The organism is Pseudomonas sp. B8(2017), from assembly GCF_002113575.1.
Classification (GTDB): Bacteria; Pseudomonadota; Gammaproteobacteria; order Pseudomonadales; family Pseudomonadaceae; genus Aquipseudomonas; species Aquipseudomonas putida_Z.
In genome coordinates, this window is sequence record NZ_NEIO01000011.1 from 64534 (window position 1) to 81562 (window position 17029).

The following is a 17029-nucleotide window of genomic DNA, read 5'->3' on the forward strand; positions in this document are numbered from 1 at the left end:
ACTGACCCATGTGGTTTGTGAGAGTTTTAGATCGATCTGTTATATGGGGCTGCTGTGCAGTCTTTCGCGGGCTCGCCCGCTCCCACCGGTTCACCACAGGCCTGGGGACTTGCGCGGTCCCTGTGGGAGCTGGCTTGCCGGCGATTGGGCTGCGTAGCAGCCCCCGGCCCGATCACTTCCCGCGAATCAACCTGCGCAAGGCAAACCGATTCGGGTGGCACGCCTCCGCCACCGCCCGTGGCAACGGCAGCGGTTCCCCGCATACCCACGCCGCCACCAGTTCGCCGCTCAACGGCGCCGTGATCAACCCGCGCGAGCCATGCCCGCTGTTCACATACAACCCATTCAGCCAGGGGCAGGCCACATCCGGCACCTGCCGCGCATCCCGGCCCAGCACTGCATAGGCCTGGGCGAACGCCTGCGCATCCGCCACCGGCCCGACGATCGGCAGGTAGTCCGGGCTGGTGCAACGGAACGCCGCTCGCCCCTGCAATTGCCCAGGGTCCAGCTCGGCGGTACCCAGGCGCTGGGCCAGGTCGACCGAAATCTCGTCCAGCAACGTCAGGTTGCCCTGGTGCTCGGCCACCGTCGGCGCCAGGTCTGTGCTGTGGAAGTCGAAACTCGCGCCCAAGGTGTGTTCATCCCCACGCGGCGGCGCTACATAGCCTTCCGCACACACCACGGTGCGCAGCGCGCGGCTGCTGGCGGTGGCCGGCAGGCGGGTGATCTGCCCGCGGATGCGCTTGAGCGGAAGGTGCGCGCATGGCTCGAAGCGCAGTACGTCGGCGGCACCGGCCAGGACCACCACCGGCGCGCTGGCCAGCAAACGTTCGCCAGCCCAGGCTTGCCACTGCCCGTCGACCTTGCGCAGTTCAAGCACCTCCTGGTGCGTCAGCAGGCGAATACCCGGGTGCTGCAACTGCTGCTGGCACAGCGCCGGCGGGTGCACCCAGCCACCTTCGGGATAGAACAGCCCACCAGCCGGCAACGCCACCCCGGCGATGGCTTCGGCCTCTGCACGCTCCAGCGAGCGCAACAGGCCAGGTTCGAAGGCGCCAGCCAGTTTGCCTTGGCGTTCGGCTTCCTTGCTGTCGAAGGCCAGTTGCAGCACGCCGCAGGCATCCCAGTCGCGGCCACGTTGCAGGCGCTGCAGCTGGCGCCGGGTGTAACCGAAACCGGCCAGGATCATCTGCGACAGCGCCGTGCCATGGGCGGACAGCTTGAGGTACAGCACCCCTTGCGGGTTACCCGAAGCTTCCTGTGCCGGGGTGTCGTGGCGTTCCAGCACGGTAACCTGCCAGCCACGCCGGGCCAGGCTGGCGGCGGTTGTGCTACCGGCGAGCCCGGCGCCTATCACCAGCGCTTCACGCGGCCCCGCTATGGCAGCCGGGCGCGCGTACCATGGCGCGCCGGGGCTGGGCACAGGGCCGACATAGGCGCCGCTCATTACTTCCCATTTCTTGCCGATGCCCGGCACCTTCTTCATGGCGAAGCCGGCGTCGACCAGGCTGCGGCGTACCCAGCCGGTGGTGGTGAAGGTGCCTAGCACCGTGCCCGGGTGTGACAGCCGTGCCAGCTGCGCGAACAGCTCCGGGGTCCACATGTCGGGGTTCTTGGCCGGGGCGAAGCCGTCGAGGAACCACACATCGATCTGCGCATCGAGTTGCGGCAGCTGTTCCAGTACGTCGCCTATCAACAGGGTGAGGGTGACCCGGCCGTTGTCGAAGGTGAACTGCTGGAAGCCAGGGTGCACTGCCACGTACTGCTCCAGCAGGGGCTGGCTGTAGGCCGCCAGTTCCGGCCACAGGCGTATGGCGCGGGCCAGGTCGTCGCGACCGAGGGGGTATTTTTCGACGCTGACGAAATGCAGGCGGGCCTCGGCGTGGGCGTGTTGCTCGAACAGTTGCCAGGCGCAGTAGAAGTTCATGCCGGTGCCGAAACCGGTTTCGCCGATCACCAGGCAGGTGTGCGGGGCGAGGTTGGCAAAGCGCTCGGCCAGGCGGGTTTGCCCAAGAAACACGTGCTTGGTTTCTTCGATGCCTTCGTTGACTGCGAAATAGACGTCGTCGTATTGCCGCGAATGGGGGCGGCCCTGGTCGTCCCAGTCGATCTGGGCGTGCTGGAGGAGGGTGGACATGGTTGGCTCGGTTGCAGCGGATGGGCGGATTTTATGCCATCCGGGAGGTTTGCGCAGGCTGTGCCGGCCTCTTCGCGGGCACGCCCGCTCCCACAGGTACTGCACAAGCCTTCAAATCCGCTAGTCTTGCTTATCCATTGAAGGAGCCAGTGCATGTTCGAATCCGCCGAAATCGGCCACAGCATCGACAAGGAGGCTTACGACGCCGAGGTACCCGCTTTGCGCGAGGCCCTGCTCGAAGCCCAGTACGAACTCAAGCAGCAGGCACGCTTCCCGGTAATCGTGCTGATCAACGGTATCGAAGGCGCCGGCAAGGGCGAGACGGTCAAACTGCTCAACGAGTGGATGGACCCGCGCATGATCGATGTGCTCACCTTCGACCAGCAGACCGACGAAGAGCTGGCCCGCCCGCCGGCCTGGCGCTACTGGCGGGCCCTGCCACCGAAGGGGCGGATGGGCGTGTTTTTCGGCAACTGGTACAGCCAGATGCTGCAGGGGCGGGTGCACGGGGTGTTCAAGGACGCCGTGCTCGACCAAGCCATCACCGGCGCCGAGCGGCTGGAGGAGATGCTGTGCGACGAAGGTGCGCTGATCATCAAGTTCTGGTTCCACCTGTCCAAGAAACAGATGAAGGCGCGGCTGAAATCGCTCAAGGACGACCCGCTGCACAGCTGGAAGATCAGCCCGCTGGACTGGCAGCAGTCGGAGACCTACGACCGTTTCGTGCGCTTTGGTGAGCGCGTGCTGCGCCGCACCAGCCGCGACTACGCGCCATGGCATGTCATCGAGGGCGTCGACCCGAACTACCGCAGCCTGGCGGTAGGGCGCATCCTGCTGGAAAGCCTGCAGGCGGCACTGGACAACAACCCCAAAGGCAAGCACCGGGGCAACGTTGCTCCGCTGGGCCGCAGTATCGACCAGCGCAGCCTGCTTGACGCGCTGGACATGACCCTGCGCCTGGACAAGTCCGACTACCAGGAACAACTGGTCACCGAGCAGGCCCGCCTGGCCGGCCTGCTGCGCGACAAGCACATGCGCCGGCATGCCCTGGTGGCGGTGTTCGAAGGCAACGACGCTGCCGGCAAGGGCGGTGCCATCCGCCGCGTGGCCGCCGCGCTGGACCCGCGCCAGTACCGCATCGTGCCGATTGCCGCGCCCACTGAAGAAGAACGCGCGCAGCCTTACCTGTGGCGGTTCTGGCGGCACATTCCGGCGCGTGGCAAGTTCACCATCTTCGACCGTTCCTGGTATGGCCGGGTGCTGGTGGAGCGGGTGGAAGGCTTCTGCAGCCCGGCCGACTGGATGCGTGCCTACAGCGAGATCAACGATTTCGAGGAACAGCTGGTGAATGCCGGCACGGTTGTGGTCAAGTTCTGGCTGGCGATCGACCAGCAGACCCAGCTGGAGCGCTTCGAAGAGCGCGAGCAGATCCCGTTCAAGCGCTACAAGATCACCGAGGACGACTGGCGCAACCGCGACAAGTGGGACGACTATGTCCAGGCAGTGGGTGACATGGTCGACCGCACCAGCACCGAGATCGCGCCGTGGACGCTGGTGGAGGCCAACGACAAGCGCTGGGCGCGGGTGAAGGTGTTGCGCACCATCAACCAGGCGCTTGAGGCGGCGTTTGCCAAGGACAAGAAATAGCCTCTTGTTGGTTGCCTGTTCTGGCCCTTTCGCGGGCATGCCCGCTCCCACAGGGATCCCACAAAATTCAGCCCTGTGGTATTCCTGTGGGAGCGGGCGTGCCCGCGAAAGGGCCAGAACAGGCCGCACACCTGCCAAGCCATGCCGCAGAAGAATGACCTGATGAATTCTTTTCCCGGCATCCGCCACCGTTCCCGCCCTCCAAGCCCGTAGAATTCAACTACCCCCACCACGGGCTTGATCGAGGATTTTATGCACACCATTACCGGCCGCTGGGGCTATGGCCTGTTCCTGGCACTTCTGACCGCATTGCTCTGGGGCATCCTGCCGATCAAGCTCAAGCAGGTGCTGCAAGTGGTCGACCCGGTCACCGTCACCTGGTACCGCCTGCTGGTTTCCGGTGGCCTGCTGTTTGCCTGGCTGGCCGCCAAGCGCAGGTTGCCCTCCTTGCGCAAACTGGCTCCCAAGCGCAAAGGCCTTGTGGTAGTGGCCGTGCTTGGCCTGATGGGCAACTATGTGCTGTACCTGATCGGCCTCAACCTGCTCAGCCCGGGCACCGCGCAACTGGTCGTGCAGATCGGCCCGGTGCTGTTGCTGGTGGCCAGCGTGTTCGTGTTCCGCGAGCGTTTCAGCCTGGGGCAGGGCGTGGGTCTGCTGATCCTGCTGGCGGGGTTCGGGCTGTTTTTCAACCAACGCCTGGAAGAGTTGCTGACCTCGCTCGGCACCTATACCACCGGCGTGCTGACCATCCTGCTGGCCACCAGCATCTGGGTGTTCTATGCGCTTAGCCAGAAGCAGCTGCTGACTGTGTGGCATTCGCAGCAGGTAATGATGGTGATCTACCTCAGCTGCGCCGCGCTGCTGACGCCCTGGGTTCACCCGTTGGAGGCGTTGCAGCTGACCCCGGTGCAAGGCTGGCTGTTGCTGGCCTGTTGCCTGAATACCCTGGTGGCCTATGGCGCGTTCGCCGAGGCGCTGGCGCACTGGGAGGCGTCGCGGGTGAGTGCCACGCTGGCGCTGACCCCGCTGGTGACCTTTGTCGCGGTGGCGCTGGCGGCGTTGGTGTGGCCTGAGTATGTGCACGCCGAGGACATCAATGCCCTGGGCTATGTGGGGGCAGTGACGGTGGTGCTGGGTTCGGCGCTGGTGGCGCTGGGGCCTTCGCTGGTGGCCGGGTGGCGAGCCCGCAGGGCGCGGTTGGCCCAGGTTAATTGATCGCCTGTACTGGCCCTATCGCCGGCAAGCCAGCTCCCACAGGATTACCACAGGCCTGAGCATTATGGGGAACCTGTGGGAGCTGGCTTGCCGGCGATAGGGCCAGTACAGGCAATGAAGAACTTAGCCCTTGCCCCCCGGAGCCAGCATGTTCTCCGGCCTCACCCACTGGTCGAACTGCTCATTGGTCAGGTACTTCAACTCCAGTGCCGCCTCGCGCAAGGTCTTGCCTTCGCCATAGGCCTTCTTGGCAATTTCCGCCGCCTTGTCATAGCCAATATGCGGGTTCAGTGCCGTCACCAGCATCAACCCCCGTTCCAGGTGCGCCGCCATCTGCTCGGCATCCGGCTCGATGCCCGCCACGCAGTGCTGCTGGAAGTTGCGACAGCCGTCAGCCAGCAATTCGATCGACTGCAGCAGGTTGTGGATGATCACCGGCTTGAACACGTTCAGCTGCAAATGCCCCTGGCTGGCGGCAAAGCCGATCGCCGCGTCGTTGCCCAGCACCTGGCAGGCCAGCATCGACAGCGCTTCGCACTGGGTCGGGTTGACCTTGCCTGGCATGATCGAGCTGCCCGGCTCGTTGGCCGGCAGGCGTACCTCGGCCAGCCCGGCGCGCGGGCCGGAACCCAGCAGGCGCAGGTCGTTGGCGATTTTCATCAGGGCCACGGCCAGGGTCTTCAGGGCGCCGGCCAGGCTGGTCAGCGGCTCGTGGCCGGCGAGGGCAGCGAACTTGTTCGGCGCAGTGACGAACGGCAGGCCGGACAGCGCTGCCAGCTCGGCGGCGATGGCTTCGGCAAAACCATGCGGGGCGTTGAGCCCGGTACCCACGGCAGTGCCGCCCTGGGCCAGTTCGCACACCGCCGGCAGGGTGGCGCGGATGGCGCGCTGGGCATAGTCGAGCTGGGCGACGAAGGCCGACACTTCCTGGCCGAAGGTGATCGGCGTGGCGTCCATCATGTGCGTGCGGCCGGTCTTCACCAGCTTGTGGTGGCGTGCCGACAGCTCGGCCAGCCCCGAGGACAGCTCTGCGATGGCCGGCAGCAGCTTGTCGTGCACCGCGTGCGCCGCAGCGATGTGCATGGCGGTGGGGAAGCAGTCGTTGGAACTCTGCGAGCGGTTGACGTGGTCGTTGGGGTGCACGGGTGCCTTGCCGCCACGGCCCTTGCCGGCCAGTTCGTTGGCCCGCCCGGCGATCACTTCGTTGACGTTCATGTTGCTCTGGGTGCCGCTGCCGGTCTGCCAGACCACCAGTGGGAACTGGTCGTCATGCTGGCCGCCCAGCACTTCGTCGGCGGCCTGCTCGATCAGCCGGGCGATGTCGGCTGGCAAGTCGCCGTTACGGTCGTTGACGCGGGCCGCGGCCTTCTTGATCAGCGCCAGGGCGTGCAGCACCGCGATGGGCATGCGTTCCTTGCCAATGGCGAAGTTGATCAGCGAACGCTGGGTCTGCGCACCCCAGTAGGCGTCCTCAGGAACTTCGACCGGGCCCAGGCTGTCTGTCTCGATACGGCTCATTCTGTACTCACTCCTGTGTAGTTCGAAATCGCAGTTTAGGCCCTGATTCGACCGAGCGGTTCCGTCGCTCGTCGTGCCACTTGAGCACATCGCCACCACGGCGCAGAATGCTCTACTCTGAGGTACCCGCCTCCCTCTCTTCTGAAGGAAATGCAATGACCCGTCTCCGTGTCCTTTGTGCCGCCGTTGCCCTGGCTTGCGCCAGCGGCCAGGTACTCGCTGCCACCGCCAGCCACAACGCTGCTGCCGAGAAATTCCTGACCCTGGCCAACGCCGACAAGCTGGGCACCCCGGTGTACATGCAGGTCCAGCAGATGTTCGCCCAGCGTTTCGCCCAGACCAAGGCCCCGACCACCAAGCAGGCGGTGCTGGAAAGCTACCAGGCCAAGGCCAACGCCGCGCTGGACAACGCCATCGGCTGGAACAAGCTGAAGCCGAAGATGGTCGACCTGTACACTCAGACCTTCACCGAGCAGGAGCTCAAGGACCTGGTCAAGTTCTACGAATCGCCGCTGGGCAAGAAAGTGCTGCGCGAAATGCCCAAGGTCACCCAGCAGTCGGCCCAGCTGACCCAGCAGAGCCTGGAACCAGCGGTACCGGTGGTGAACAAGCTGCTGGACGACATGACCAAGGAACTGGACCCGAACGCTGGCAAGGCCGCCGCCCCGGCGAAGAAGTGAGTACGCCGCGATGACCATGCAACAGCGTATCGAACAGCAGCTGGCCGCCCTGGCGCCGCAACACCTGCAAGTGCTCAATGAAAGCCACATGCACAGTCGTGGTCAGGAGACCCACTACAAGGCAGTGATCGTCAGCGAGCAGTTTGCCGGGTTGAACAGCGTCAAGCGCCACCAGAAGGTGTACGCCACCATGGGTGAGCTGATGGGCGAGATCCATGCCCTGGCCATCCACACCTACACTGCCGAAGAGTGGGCCAAGGTCGGCATTGCACCGGCCTCGCCGGTGTGCGCGGGCGGCGGGCACTGAAACCTTGCTGTTGTTCTGGTAGAATCCGCAACATCCCAAAAGGGGGCTGCTGTGCAGCCCATCGCCGGCAAGCCGGCTCCCACAGGTAAAGCGCCCTTCTTGAGTGTGGCGCAATACCTGTGGGAGCTGGCTTGCCGGCGATGGGGCGCGCAGCGGCCCCCTGTTTCTTGTGTAACCCGGTCCGCCCCTTACGAGGGCAACCACTGGAGATCCTGCTTCATGTCCCAACCCATCGTCGTCGCGGCGCTGTACAAGTTCGTCACCCTGGAAGACTACGTCGAGCTGCGCGAGCCGCTGCTCAAGACCATGCTCGACAACAACGTCAAGGGCACCCTGCTGCTGGCCCACGAGGGCATCAACGGTACCGTGTCGGCCACCCGCGAAGGCATCGACGGCTTGCTGGCCTGGCTGCGCAATGACCCGCGCCTGGTTGATGTCGACCACAAGGAATCGTACTGCGACGAACAGCCGTTCTACCGCACCAAGGTCAAGCTCAAGAAAGAGATCGTCACCCTCGGCGTGCCGGGCGTTGACCCGAACCAGGCGGTCGGCACCTACGTCGAGCCCAAGGACTGGAACGCGCTGATCAGCGACCCGGAAGTGCTGCTGATCGACACCCGCAACGACTACGAAGTGGCCATCGGTACCTTCAAGGGCGCCATCGACCCGAAGACCGAAACCTTCCGCGAGTTCCCCGACTACATCAAGGCCAACTTCGACCCCAGCAAGCACAAGAAGGTTGCCATGTTCTGCACCGGCGGTATCCGTTGCGAAAAAGCCTCCAGCTACATGCTCGGTGAAGGCTTCGAGGCGGTCTATCATCTTAAGGGCGGCATCCTGAAATACTTCGAGGAAGTGCCTCAGGAAGAAAGCCTGTGGGACGGCGACTGCTTCGTCTTCGACAACCGCGTCACGGTGCGCCATGACCTGAGCGAAGGCGAGTACGACCAGTGCCACGCCTGCCGCCACCCGATCAATGCAGAGGAGCGCGCGTCCGAACACTATTCGCCAGGGGTCAGCTGCCCGCATTGCTGGGACACCCTGAGCGAGAAGACCCGGCGTAGCGCCATCGACCGGCAGAAGCAGATCGAGCTGGCCAAGGCCCGCAACCTGCCGCACCCGATCGGTTACAACTACAAAGCCGAGGCTTGATGCATGTCTGCACGCCTGATCTATGTGATGGACCCGATGTGCTCCTGGTGCTGGGGTTTCGCACCCGTGGCCGCGGCCCTGATCGCCCAGGCGCGTGACGCAGGCGTGCCCACCCGCCTGGTGCCGGGCGGGCTGCGTACCGGCGGCAGTGCCCTGGACAGCTCTACCCGCAAGTACATCCTCGAACACTGGCAGGCGGTGGCCGATGCCACCGGCCAGCCGTTCCGCTTCGAGGGGGCCATGCCCGACGGCTTCGTCTACGACACCGAGCCGGCCTGCCGTGCCCTGGTCACCGCCCGCGAACTGGACGCCGAGCGCGTCTGGCCGCTGCTGGCGCTGATCCAGAGTTCGTTCTACGAGCAAGGCGTGGACGTTACCGTTGCACCGCATCTGGTCGATCTGGCCGAACAGGCAGGCTTCGACCGTGCCGTGTTCGCCGAGGCCTTCGCCCGTGCCGATACCCGCGCCGCCACTGCAGCCGATTTCAGCTGGGCCCAGGACCTGGGCATCGCCGGTTTCCCGACCTTGCTTGCCGAACGCAATGGCCAACTGGCCCTGCTGACCAACGGCTACCAGCCGCTGGATCGCCTGCAACCCTTGCTCGGCCGCTGGCTGCAGCAGGCCGCCTGTGCTTGATGTGCCTGGGTCACCCGACCCGGTACCGGGCAAACCTCACACTGTGGCCGATCGATTGAGCTGGGCGGAAATCCGCCGCCTGGCCCTGCATCACAAGAAAAACCTCTGGTCCGCCAACCTCATCGCCGTATTGGCGGCCTGCTGCAGCGTGCCTATCCCGCTGCTGCTGCCGCTGCTGGTGGACGAAGTGCTGCTGGGCCATGGCGATGCCGCGCTGAAGTGGATGAACCACCTGCTGCCGTCCAGCTGGCAGGTGGCCGCGGGCTACATCGGCCTGATGTTGCTGCTGACCCTGTGCCTGCGCCTGGCCGCCCTGGCGTTCAACGTGATCCAGGCCAAGCTGTTCGCCGGCCTGGCCAAGGACATCGTCTACCGCCTGCGCATTCGGCTGATCGAGCGGCTCAAGCGCATCTCGCTGAAGGAATACGAAAGCCTGGGCAGCGGCACGGTGACCACCCACCTGGTCACCGACCTGGACACCCTCGACAAGTTCGTCGGCGAAACCCTTAGCCGCTTCCTGGTGGCCATGCTGACCCTGACCGGCACGGCGGCCATCCTGATCTGGATGCACTGGCAGCTGGCCTTGCTGATCTTGCTGTTCAACCCGCTGGTGATCTACTTCACCGTGCAGCTGGGCAAGCGCGTCAAGCACCTGAAAAAGCTCGAGAACGACAGCACCGCACGGTTTACCCAGGCGCTGGCGGAAACCCTCGACGCCATTCAGGAGATCCGCGCCGGCAACCGCCAGGGCTACTTCCTCGGTCGCCTTGGCCTGCGCGCCCGCGAAGTGCGTGACTACGCCGTGGATTCGCAGTGGAAGAGCGATGCCAGCGGCCGCGCCAGTGGCCTGCTGTTCCAGTTCGGCATCGATATCTTCCGCGCTGCGGCCATGCTCACCGTGCTGTTCTCCGACCTGTCGATCGGCCAGATGCTGGCGGTGTTCAGCTACCTGTGGTTCATGATCGGCCCGGTGGAGCAGCTGCTCAACCTGCAATACGCCTACTACGCCGCCGGTGGTGCGCTGAGCCGCCTCAACGAACTGCTGGCACGCGACGACGAGCCGCAGTACCCGGCTGCCAGCGACCCGTTCGCCGGCCGCGAGACGGTAGGCATCGAAGTGCGCGACCTGCGCTTTGCCTATGCCGACGAGCCGGTGCTCGAGCACCTCGACCTGTCCATCGCCCCGGGCGAGAAGGTGGCGATCGTCGGCGCCAGCGGTGGTGGCAAGAGCACCTTGGTGCAGCTGTTGCTGGGCCTCTACAGCGCCCAGGCCGGCACTATCCGCTTTGGCGGTGCCAGCCTGCAGGAAATCGGCCTGGAAACCCTGCGTGAAAACGTCGCGGTGGTATTGCAGCACCCGTCGTTGTTCAACGACACCGTGCGCGCCAACCTGACCATGGGCCGTGACTGCAGCGACGAGGCCTGCTGGCAGGCGCTGCGCATTGCCCAGCTGGATGCCACCATCGCCGCCCTGCCGCAGGGCCTGGACAGTGTGGTGGGGCGCTCCGGCGTGCGCTTGTCCGGTGGCCAGCGCCAGCGCCTGGCCATTGCCCGCATGGTGCTGGCCGAACCCAAGGTGGTGATCCTCGACGAAGCCACCTCGGCCCTGGATGCCGCCACCGAATACAACCTGCACCAGGCCCTGGCGCGCTTCCTCAGCGGCCGCACCACACTGATCATTGCCCACCGCCTGTCGGCGGTGAAACAGGCCGACCGGGTGCTGGTGTTCGACGGCGGGCATGTGGCCGAGGATGGCGACCATCAGCAGCTGATTGCCGAGGGTGGGTTGTATGCCAAGTTGTATGGGCACCTGCAGCAGAGCTGAATTTTTGGCAGCCTGTGCGGGCCCTATCGCCGGCAAGCCAGCTCCCACAGGATTACCACAGGCCTGAGCATTGTGGGGTTACCTGTGGGAGCTGGCTTGCCGGCGATAGGGCCGGGAAGGCCGTGCGAAAATCTCCAGGTTCCCTGTCATAAAAAACCCAACCGCGAGGATGGCAAATGGCCTACGCTGTGCTTGTCTGGGTTGATTTGCGCCTTATCTGCTCTGTGACAGGGACTCCATGAAGGGACATCGCACTCTAGAAGCGCCAAAGTTGCTCGGCATCACCTGGCCCTTCATCGCCGTTGTGGTCTTCCAGGTAGCCTTGGGCAGCCTCAGCCTTTATACGCTCTCGGCCGTGCGTGCCTATGTCGCGGGCGAAAGCCTGTGGTCCAAGGCGCAGAAAGACGCCATCTACTACCTCAACCTGTACGCCGAAACCCGCGACGACAGCACCTACCATCGCTATCGCCAGGCCATTACCGTGCCCCAGGGCGACCACCAGCTGCGCGAAGTGCTGGACCAGCCCAGCCCCGACCTGGACGCCGCGCGCCAGGCCGTGCTGCAAGGCGGCAACCACCCCGACGATGTCGAGCGGATCATCTGGTTCTACCGCAACTTCCGCAACGTCAGTTACATGCAGACGGCCATCGACTATTGGGACATCGGCGACGACTACCTGGGCAAGCTGGATATGCTGGCCATGGAAATGCGCAGCAGCTTCGCCGCTGGCCCGGTCGACGCCCGCACGGTCAGTGACTGGAAGGCGCGCATCGTCACCATCAACGAAGGGGTTACCCCGGCCGCCAAGGCGTTCAGCGATGCCTTGGGTGAGGGCTCGCGCATGCTGCTGCGGGTGCTGCTGATCACCAACCTGCTGACCGCGATGTTCCTGATTGCCATTGCCTGGCGCCGCTCCAGCAAGCTGTTGGCCCAGCGTCAGGCCTTTGCCAGTGCCCTGCAGGAAGAAAAGGAGCGGGCGCAGATCACCCTGCAGGCCATTGGTGATGCGGTGATTACCGCTGACGTGGAGGGCAGTATCGGCTACATGAACCCCGCCGCCGAGCAACTGACCCACTGGCAGGCCGGCCATGCCCAAGGCCTGCCGCTGTCGGCGCTGTTCAGCCTGGTGGACGAGCAGGCCGAGGAAGAGGGCCGCAGCCTGGTCGAACAGGTGCTCAGCGGCAGCCTCAAGGGTGGCGCCGAACATGCCCGGCTGATCCAGCGCCTGGACGGTAGCACCGTGTCGGTCAACCTGGTCGGTTCGCCGATCGTCAATGACGGCCAGGTCAGCGGCATCGTGCTGGTGCTGCACGACATGACCCAGGAGCGCCAGTACATCGCCAACCTGTCCTGGCAGGCGACCCACGATGCCCTGACCGGGCTGGCCAACCGTCGCGAGTTCGAATACCGCCTGGAGCAGGCGCTCAATGACCTGGCGCGCCAGGCCGGGCGGCATTCGCTGATGTTCCTCGACCTCGACCAGTTCAAGCTGGTCAACGATACCTGCGGGCATGCCGCTGGCGACGAGCTGCTGCGGCACATCTGTGCCGTGCTGCAGTCCGGCCTGCGCGAGGGCGACACCCTGGCCCGGCTGGGTGGTGACGAATTCGGCGTGCTGCTGGAAAACTGCCCGCCCGACCAGGCCGAGCGCATTGCCGAGCAGCTGCGCCAGCTGGTGCAGAGCCTGCATTTCGTGTGGAAAGGGCGGCCGTTCGTCACCACCGTCAGTGTCGGCCTGGTGCACATGGCCCAGTCCCCCGGCACCCTCGAAACCTCGCTGCGTGCCGCCGACATGGCCTGCTACATGGCCAAGGAAAAGGGCCGCAACCGTGTGCAGGTGTACCATGCCGACGACAGCGAGCTGTCCATGCGCTTTGGCGAAATGGCCTGGATCCAGCGCTTGCACGTGGCCCTGGAAGAAAACCGCTTCTGCCTGTACGCCCAGGAAATCGCCCCGCTGAAAACCTTCGAAGGCCCCGGCCATATCGAGATCCTGCTACGCCTGCACGACGAAAGCGGCCGTACCATCCTGCCCAGCAGCTTCATCCCGGCGGCCGAGCGCTACGGCCTGATGACCGCGCTGGACCGCTGGGTGGTGCGCAATGTGTTCCTGGTCATCCGCCAGTGCCTGGACGAAGGGCGCGAGGGGCCGCTGTCGATCTGTGCGATCAACCTGTCGGGGTCGAGCATTGGCGATGACAAGTTCCTCGAATACCTGCAACGCCTGTTCGTCGAATACGCCATACCGCCGCGGATGATCTGTTTCGAAATCACCGAAACCAGCGCCATAGCCAACCTTGGCAGCGCCATCCGCTTCATCAACGAGTTGAAGGGGCTGGGTTGTCGCTTCTCGCTCGATGATTTCTGCGCTGGCATGTCGTCGTTCGCCTATCTCAAGCATTTGCCCGTGGATTACCTGAAGATCGACGGTAGTTTCGTCAAGGACATGCTCGACGACCCGGTCAACCGGGCCATGGTCGAGGTCATCAACCACATCGGTCACGTAATGGGCAAGCGCACCATTGCCGAATTCGTCGAAACACCCTTGATCGAGCAGGCCTTGCAGGAAATTGGCGTGGATTACGCCCAGGGCTACCTCATCGAACGCCCCCAGGTGTTCACCTGTGACAGTCTGCAGCGCCAACGGATCGCCGCCCGGCCTCTGTTGCAGCGGGCACCTGGCACGTTTCGCTAGCTAGAAATCACAAGGATCAAGGAGCTGAAAGTGATTGACGCATTCGTTCGTATCGGGCCTTTGATGGATCCCGCCAGCTACCCCCAATGGGCCCAGCAACTGATTGAAGACTGCCGCGAGAGCAAGCGCCGGGTAGTGGAGCATGAGTTCTACGCGCGCCTGCGCGATGGCCAGTTGAAGCAATCGACCATTCGCCAGTACCTGATCGGTGGCTGGCCGGTGGTGGAGCAGTTTTCGCTGTACATGGCTCACAACCTGACCAAGACCCGCTATGGCCGTCATCAGGGCGAAGACATGGCGCGGCGCTGGCTGATGCGCAACATCCGTGTCGAGCTCAACCACGCCGACTATTGGGTGAACTGGTGCCAGGCGCATGGCGTGCACCTGCACGAGCTGCAGGCCCAGGAGGTGCCGCCAGAGCTGAATGGCCTGAATGACTGGTGCTGGCGCGTGTGCGCCACCGAGAATCTGGCCATTTCCATGGCGGCGACCAACTACGCCATCGAAGGTGCGACCGGTGAATGGTCGGCGGTGGTGTGCTCCACCGACACCTATGCGCTGGGCTTCCCGGAGGATCAGCGCAAGCGGGCGATGAAGTGGCTGAAGATGCATGCCCAGTATGACGACGCGCACCCGTGGGAGGCGCTGGAGATCATCTGCACCCTGGCCGGCGAGAACCCGACCCAGGGGCTGCGCAATGAACTGCGCAAGGCGATTTGCAAGAGTTATGACTGCATGTACCTGTTCCTGGAGCGGTGCATGCAGCTGGAAGGGCGCCAGCAGGGGCGCATGCGCCCGGTGTTGGCAGCGGGCTGATCGCTCTCCTGTCCCGGCCTCTTCGCGGGCTCGCCCGCTCCCACAGGTATGGCGCAGTCCTCAAGGGCTGTGGTGATCCTGTGGGAGCGGGCGTGCCCGCGAAGAGGCCGGTGCAGGCTTACTGGGCGTTGAACGCCTGCCCATTCACCCCTTTGCTGTCCGGCCCCATCAGGTACAGGTACACCGGCATGATCTCTTCCGGCAGCGGGTTGTTCTGCGGGTTTTCGCTAGGGTAGGCCTGCGCCCGCATCGCCGTGCGCGTGGCACCCGGGTTGATGCTGTTGGAGCGCACCGGTGCCACGCCTTCCAGTTCATCGGCCAGGGTTTGCATCAGGCCCTCGGTGGCGAACTTGGACACGCCATAGGCGCCCCAGTAGGCCCGGCCCTTGCGCCCGACGCTGCTGCTGGTGAACACCACCGAAGCGTCTTCCGACAGCTTCAGCAGCGGCAGCAGGGTGCTGGTGAGCATGAAGGTGGCATCGACGTTGATGTGCATCACGCGCATGAAGTTGTCACCCGACAGCTGCTCCAGCGGCGTGCGCGGGCCGATGATCGAAGCGTTGTTCAGCAGGCCGTCGAGGCGGCCGAACTGGTCTTCGATCATCACCGCCAGTTCGTCGTACTGGTGGGGCAGGGCGGTTTCCAGGTTGAACGGGATCACCACCGGTTGCGGGTGCCCGGCGGCTTCGATCTGGTCGTAGACCTCGTTCAGGTTGGCCTCGGTCTTGCCCAGCAGCAGCACAGTGGCGCCCAGCGCAGCGTAGGCCTTGGCGGCAGCGGCGCCGATGCCGCGGCCGGCACCGGTAACCAGGATGACCCGGCCTTGCAGCAGGTCGGGGCGGGCGGTGTAGTCGAACATCAGATTGTTCCCTTGTTCATTGGGCAGCGCCGATCCCTGTGGGAGCGGGCAAGCCCGCGAACACCGGCGAAGCCGGTGCCATCCACCTCAGGGCCTGCTTCGCGGGCGTGCCCGCTCCCACAGGGGCTGTGCTGCGGTCTAGACGGGGTTCAGCAGCCGCACAGCGCGCTGTCGATCACTTTGCGCAGCTCCAGCGGGTGGTCCACCACCACGTCGGCGCCCCAGTTGTTGGGGTTGTCCTCTGGATGAATATAGCCGTAGCGCACCGCCGCCGTGCGGGTGCCGGCGTCGCGGCCAGACTCGATGTCGCGCAGGTCGTCGCCGACGAACAGCACGCTGGCCGGGTCCAGGCCGAGGGTCTTGCAGGCGAGGATCAGCGGCTCGGGGTCGGGCTTGCTGTTCTTGACGTGGTCCGGGCAGATCAGCAGCGCCGAACGCTCGGCCAGGCCCAGTTGCTGCATGATCGGCTCGGCGAAACGCACCGGCTTGTTGGTGACCACGCCCCACAGCAGGTTGCCTTTCTCGATGTCGGCCAGCAGCTCGGCCATGCCGTCGAACAGCTTGCTGTGCACCGCGCAGTCGCGCTGGTAGCGCTCGAGGAACTCCAGGCGCAGGGCCTCGAAGCCTTCGGCCTTCGGGCTCATGGCGAAGGTCGCGGCGACCATCGCCCGGGCGCCGCCGGAGATCACGTCGCGGATCAGCTTGTCATCGACGGCCGGCAGGCCGCGCTCGGCGAGCATGGCCTGGCAGATGGCGATGAAGTCCGGCGCCGTGTCGAGCAAGGTGCCGTCCATGTCGAAGAGTACTGCTTGCAAACGCATGCTTATTCCTCGCGCAGGGTCTGGATCATGTAGTTGACGTCGACGTCGCTGCTGAGCTTGTAGTGCTTGGTCAGCGGGTTGTAGGTCAGGCCGATGATGTCCTTCACCTGCAGGCCGGCAACGCGGCTCCAGGCGCCCAGCTCGGACGGGCGGATGAACTTCTTGAAGTCGTGGGTGCCGCGCGGCAGCATCTTCAGGATGTACTCGGCGCCGACGATGGCCAGCAGGTAGGCCTTGGGGTTGCGGTTGATGGTGGAGAAGAACACCTGGCCGCCAGGCTTGACCATGCGGTAGCAGGCGCGGATGACCGAAGACGGGTCGGGCACGTGCTCGAGCATTTCCAGGCAAGTGACCACGTCGAACTGTTCAGGCATTTCCTCGGCCAGGGCTTCGGCGGTGATCTGCCGGTATTCCACCTGCACGCCCGACTCCAGCTGGTGCAGCTGGGCCACGGCCAGTGGCGCTTCGCCCATGTCGATGCCGGTGACCGTGGCGCCGCGCAGGGCCATCGCCTCACTGAGGATGCCGCCGCCGCAGCCCACGTCCAGCACTTTCTTGCCGGCGAGGCTGGCGCGCTCGTCGATCCAGTTGACGCGCAGCGGGTTGATTTCGTGCAGCGGCTTGAACTCGCTTTCGCGGTCCCACCAGCGGTGGGCCAGCGCTTCGAACTTGGCGATTTCGGCGCGGTCGACGTTGCTCATTAGAACAGTCCTCTGAAACT

14 protein-coding genes are annotated in these 17029 nt (G+C 64.7%); 9 read left to right on the forward strand and 5 right to left on the reverse strand.

Annotated elements, in window-relative coordinates:
• Positions 1-172: 172 nt before the first annotated feature.
• Positions 173-2137 carry a bifunctional tRNA (5-methylaminomethyl-2-thiouridine)(34)-methyltransferase MnmD/FAD-dependent 5-carboxymethylaminomethyl-2-thiouridine(34) oxidoreductase MnmC gene (gene mnmC, locus CAG22_RS16835; protein WP_085705828.1) on the reverse strand — a complete coding sequence of 655 codons (1965 nt, stop codon included), beginning with the start codon at positions 2135-2137 and terminating at the stop codon, positions 173-175.
• Between the two features lie 153 nt (positions 2138-2290).
• Here mnmC and pap point away from each other — a divergent pair, with 153 nt between their 5' ends.
• On the forward strand, positions 2291-3784 hold the full coding sequence (gene pap / locus CAG22_RS16840) for a polyphosphate:AMP phosphotransferase (protein WP_085692405.1): 1494 nt from the start codon (positions 2291-2293) through the stop codon (positions 3782-3784).
• Between the two features lie 252 nt (positions 3785-4036).
• On the forward strand, positions 4037-4999 hold the full coding sequence (locus CAG22_RS16845) for a DMT family transporter (protein WP_085692406.1): 963 nt from the start codon (positions 4037-4039) through the stop codon (positions 4997-4999).
• Between the two features lie 123 nt (positions 5000-5122).
• Here CAG22_RS16845 and CAG22_RS16850 read toward each other — a convergent pair whose 3' ends face one another.
• Entirely contained in the window at positions 5123-6517 is a 1395-nt protein-coding gene (locus tag CAG22_RS16850; RefSeq protein ID WP_025338090.1) for a class II fumarate hydratase, read from the reverse strand.
• 155 nt (positions 6518-6672) lie between these two features.
• Between CAG22_RS16850 and CAG22_RS16855 the strand changes: the two genes are divergently transcribed.
• The 7 genes from CAG22_RS16855 (at position 6673) to CAG22_RS16885 (ending at position 14628) form a co-directional block, all read left to right on the forward strand.
• On the forward strand, positions 6673-7197 hold the full coding sequence (locus tag CAG22_RS16855) for a DUF2059 domain-containing protein (RefSeq protein ID WP_025338091.1): 525 nt from the start codon (positions 6673-6675) through the stop codon (positions 7195-7197).
• Between the two features lie 10 nt (positions 7198-7207).
• Positions 7208-7504, forward strand: coding sequence for a BolA family transcriptional regulator (locus tag CAG22_RS16860; protein ID WP_085705829.1), 297 nt, complete (start codon positions 7208-7210; stop codon positions 7502-7504).
• A 219-nt stretch (positions 7505-7723) separates the two neighbouring features.
• Positions 7724-8656, forward strand: a complete 933-nt coding sequence (locus CAG22_RS16865; protein ID WP_025338092.1) for a rhodanese-related sulfurtransferase — start codon at positions 7724-7726, stop codon at positions 8654-8656.
• Between the two features lie 3 nt (positions 8657-8659).
• Positions 8660-9292, forward strand: coding sequence for a DsbA family protein (locus tag CAG22_RS16870; RefSeq protein WP_085589984.1), 633 nt, complete (start codon positions 8660-8662; stop codon positions 9290-9292).
• The gene (locus CAG22_RS16875) at positions 9285-11117 is read left to right on the forward strand and encodes an ABC transporter ATP-binding protein (RefSeq protein ID WP_075044054.1); all 1833 of its coding nucleotides are present in this window, start codon (positions 9285-9287) and stop codon (positions 11115-11117) included. Before CAG22_RS16870 ends, CAG22_RS16875 begins: the two co-directional genes overlap by 8 nt.
• A 238-nt stretch (positions 11118-11355) precedes the next feature.
• Positions 11356-13812, forward strand: coding sequence for an EAL domain-containing protein (locus tag CAG22_RS16880; RefSeq protein ID WP_025338095.1), 2457 nt, complete (start codon positions 11356-11358; stop codon positions 13810-13812).
• Positions 13813-13842: 30 nt separating this feature from the next.
• The gene (locus CAG22_RS16885; protein WP_085705830.1) at positions 13843-14628 is read left to right on the forward strand and encodes a TenA family transcriptional regulator; all 786 of its coding nucleotides are present in this window, start codon (positions 13843-13845) and stop codon (positions 14626-14628) included.
• Positions 14629-14746: 118 nt separating this feature from the next.
• Here CAG22_RS16885 and CAG22_RS16890 read toward each other — a convergent pair whose 3' ends face one another.
• The 3 genes from CAG22_RS16890 to ubiG all read right to left on the reverse strand — a co-directional run bounded on the left by CAG22_RS16890 (position 14747) and on the right by ubiG (position 17009).
• Positions 14747-15487 (reverse strand): YciK family oxidoreductase, encoded by a 741-nt coding sequence (locus CAG22_RS16890; RefSeq protein ID WP_025338096.1) that lies wholly within the window; start codon positions 15485-15487, stop codon positions 14747-14749.
• 149 nt (positions 15488-15636) lie between these two features.
• The gene (gene mupP / locus CAG22_RS16895) at positions 15637-16308 is read right to left on the reverse strand and encodes an N-acetylmuramic acid 6-phosphate phosphatase MupP (RefSeq protein WP_085589988.1); all 672 of its coding nucleotides are present in this window, start codon (positions 16306-16308) and stop codon (positions 15637-15639) included.
• A gap of 2 nt (positions 16309-16310) precedes the next feature.
• Positions 16311-17009, reverse strand: coding sequence for a bifunctional 2-polyprenyl-6-hydroxyphenol methylase/3-demethylubiquinol 3-O-methyltransferase UbiG (gene ubiG / locus CAG22_RS16900; RefSeq protein WP_025338098.1), 699 nt, complete (start codon positions 17007-17009; stop codon positions 16311-16313).
• Positions 17010-17029: the final 20 nt, after the last annotated feature.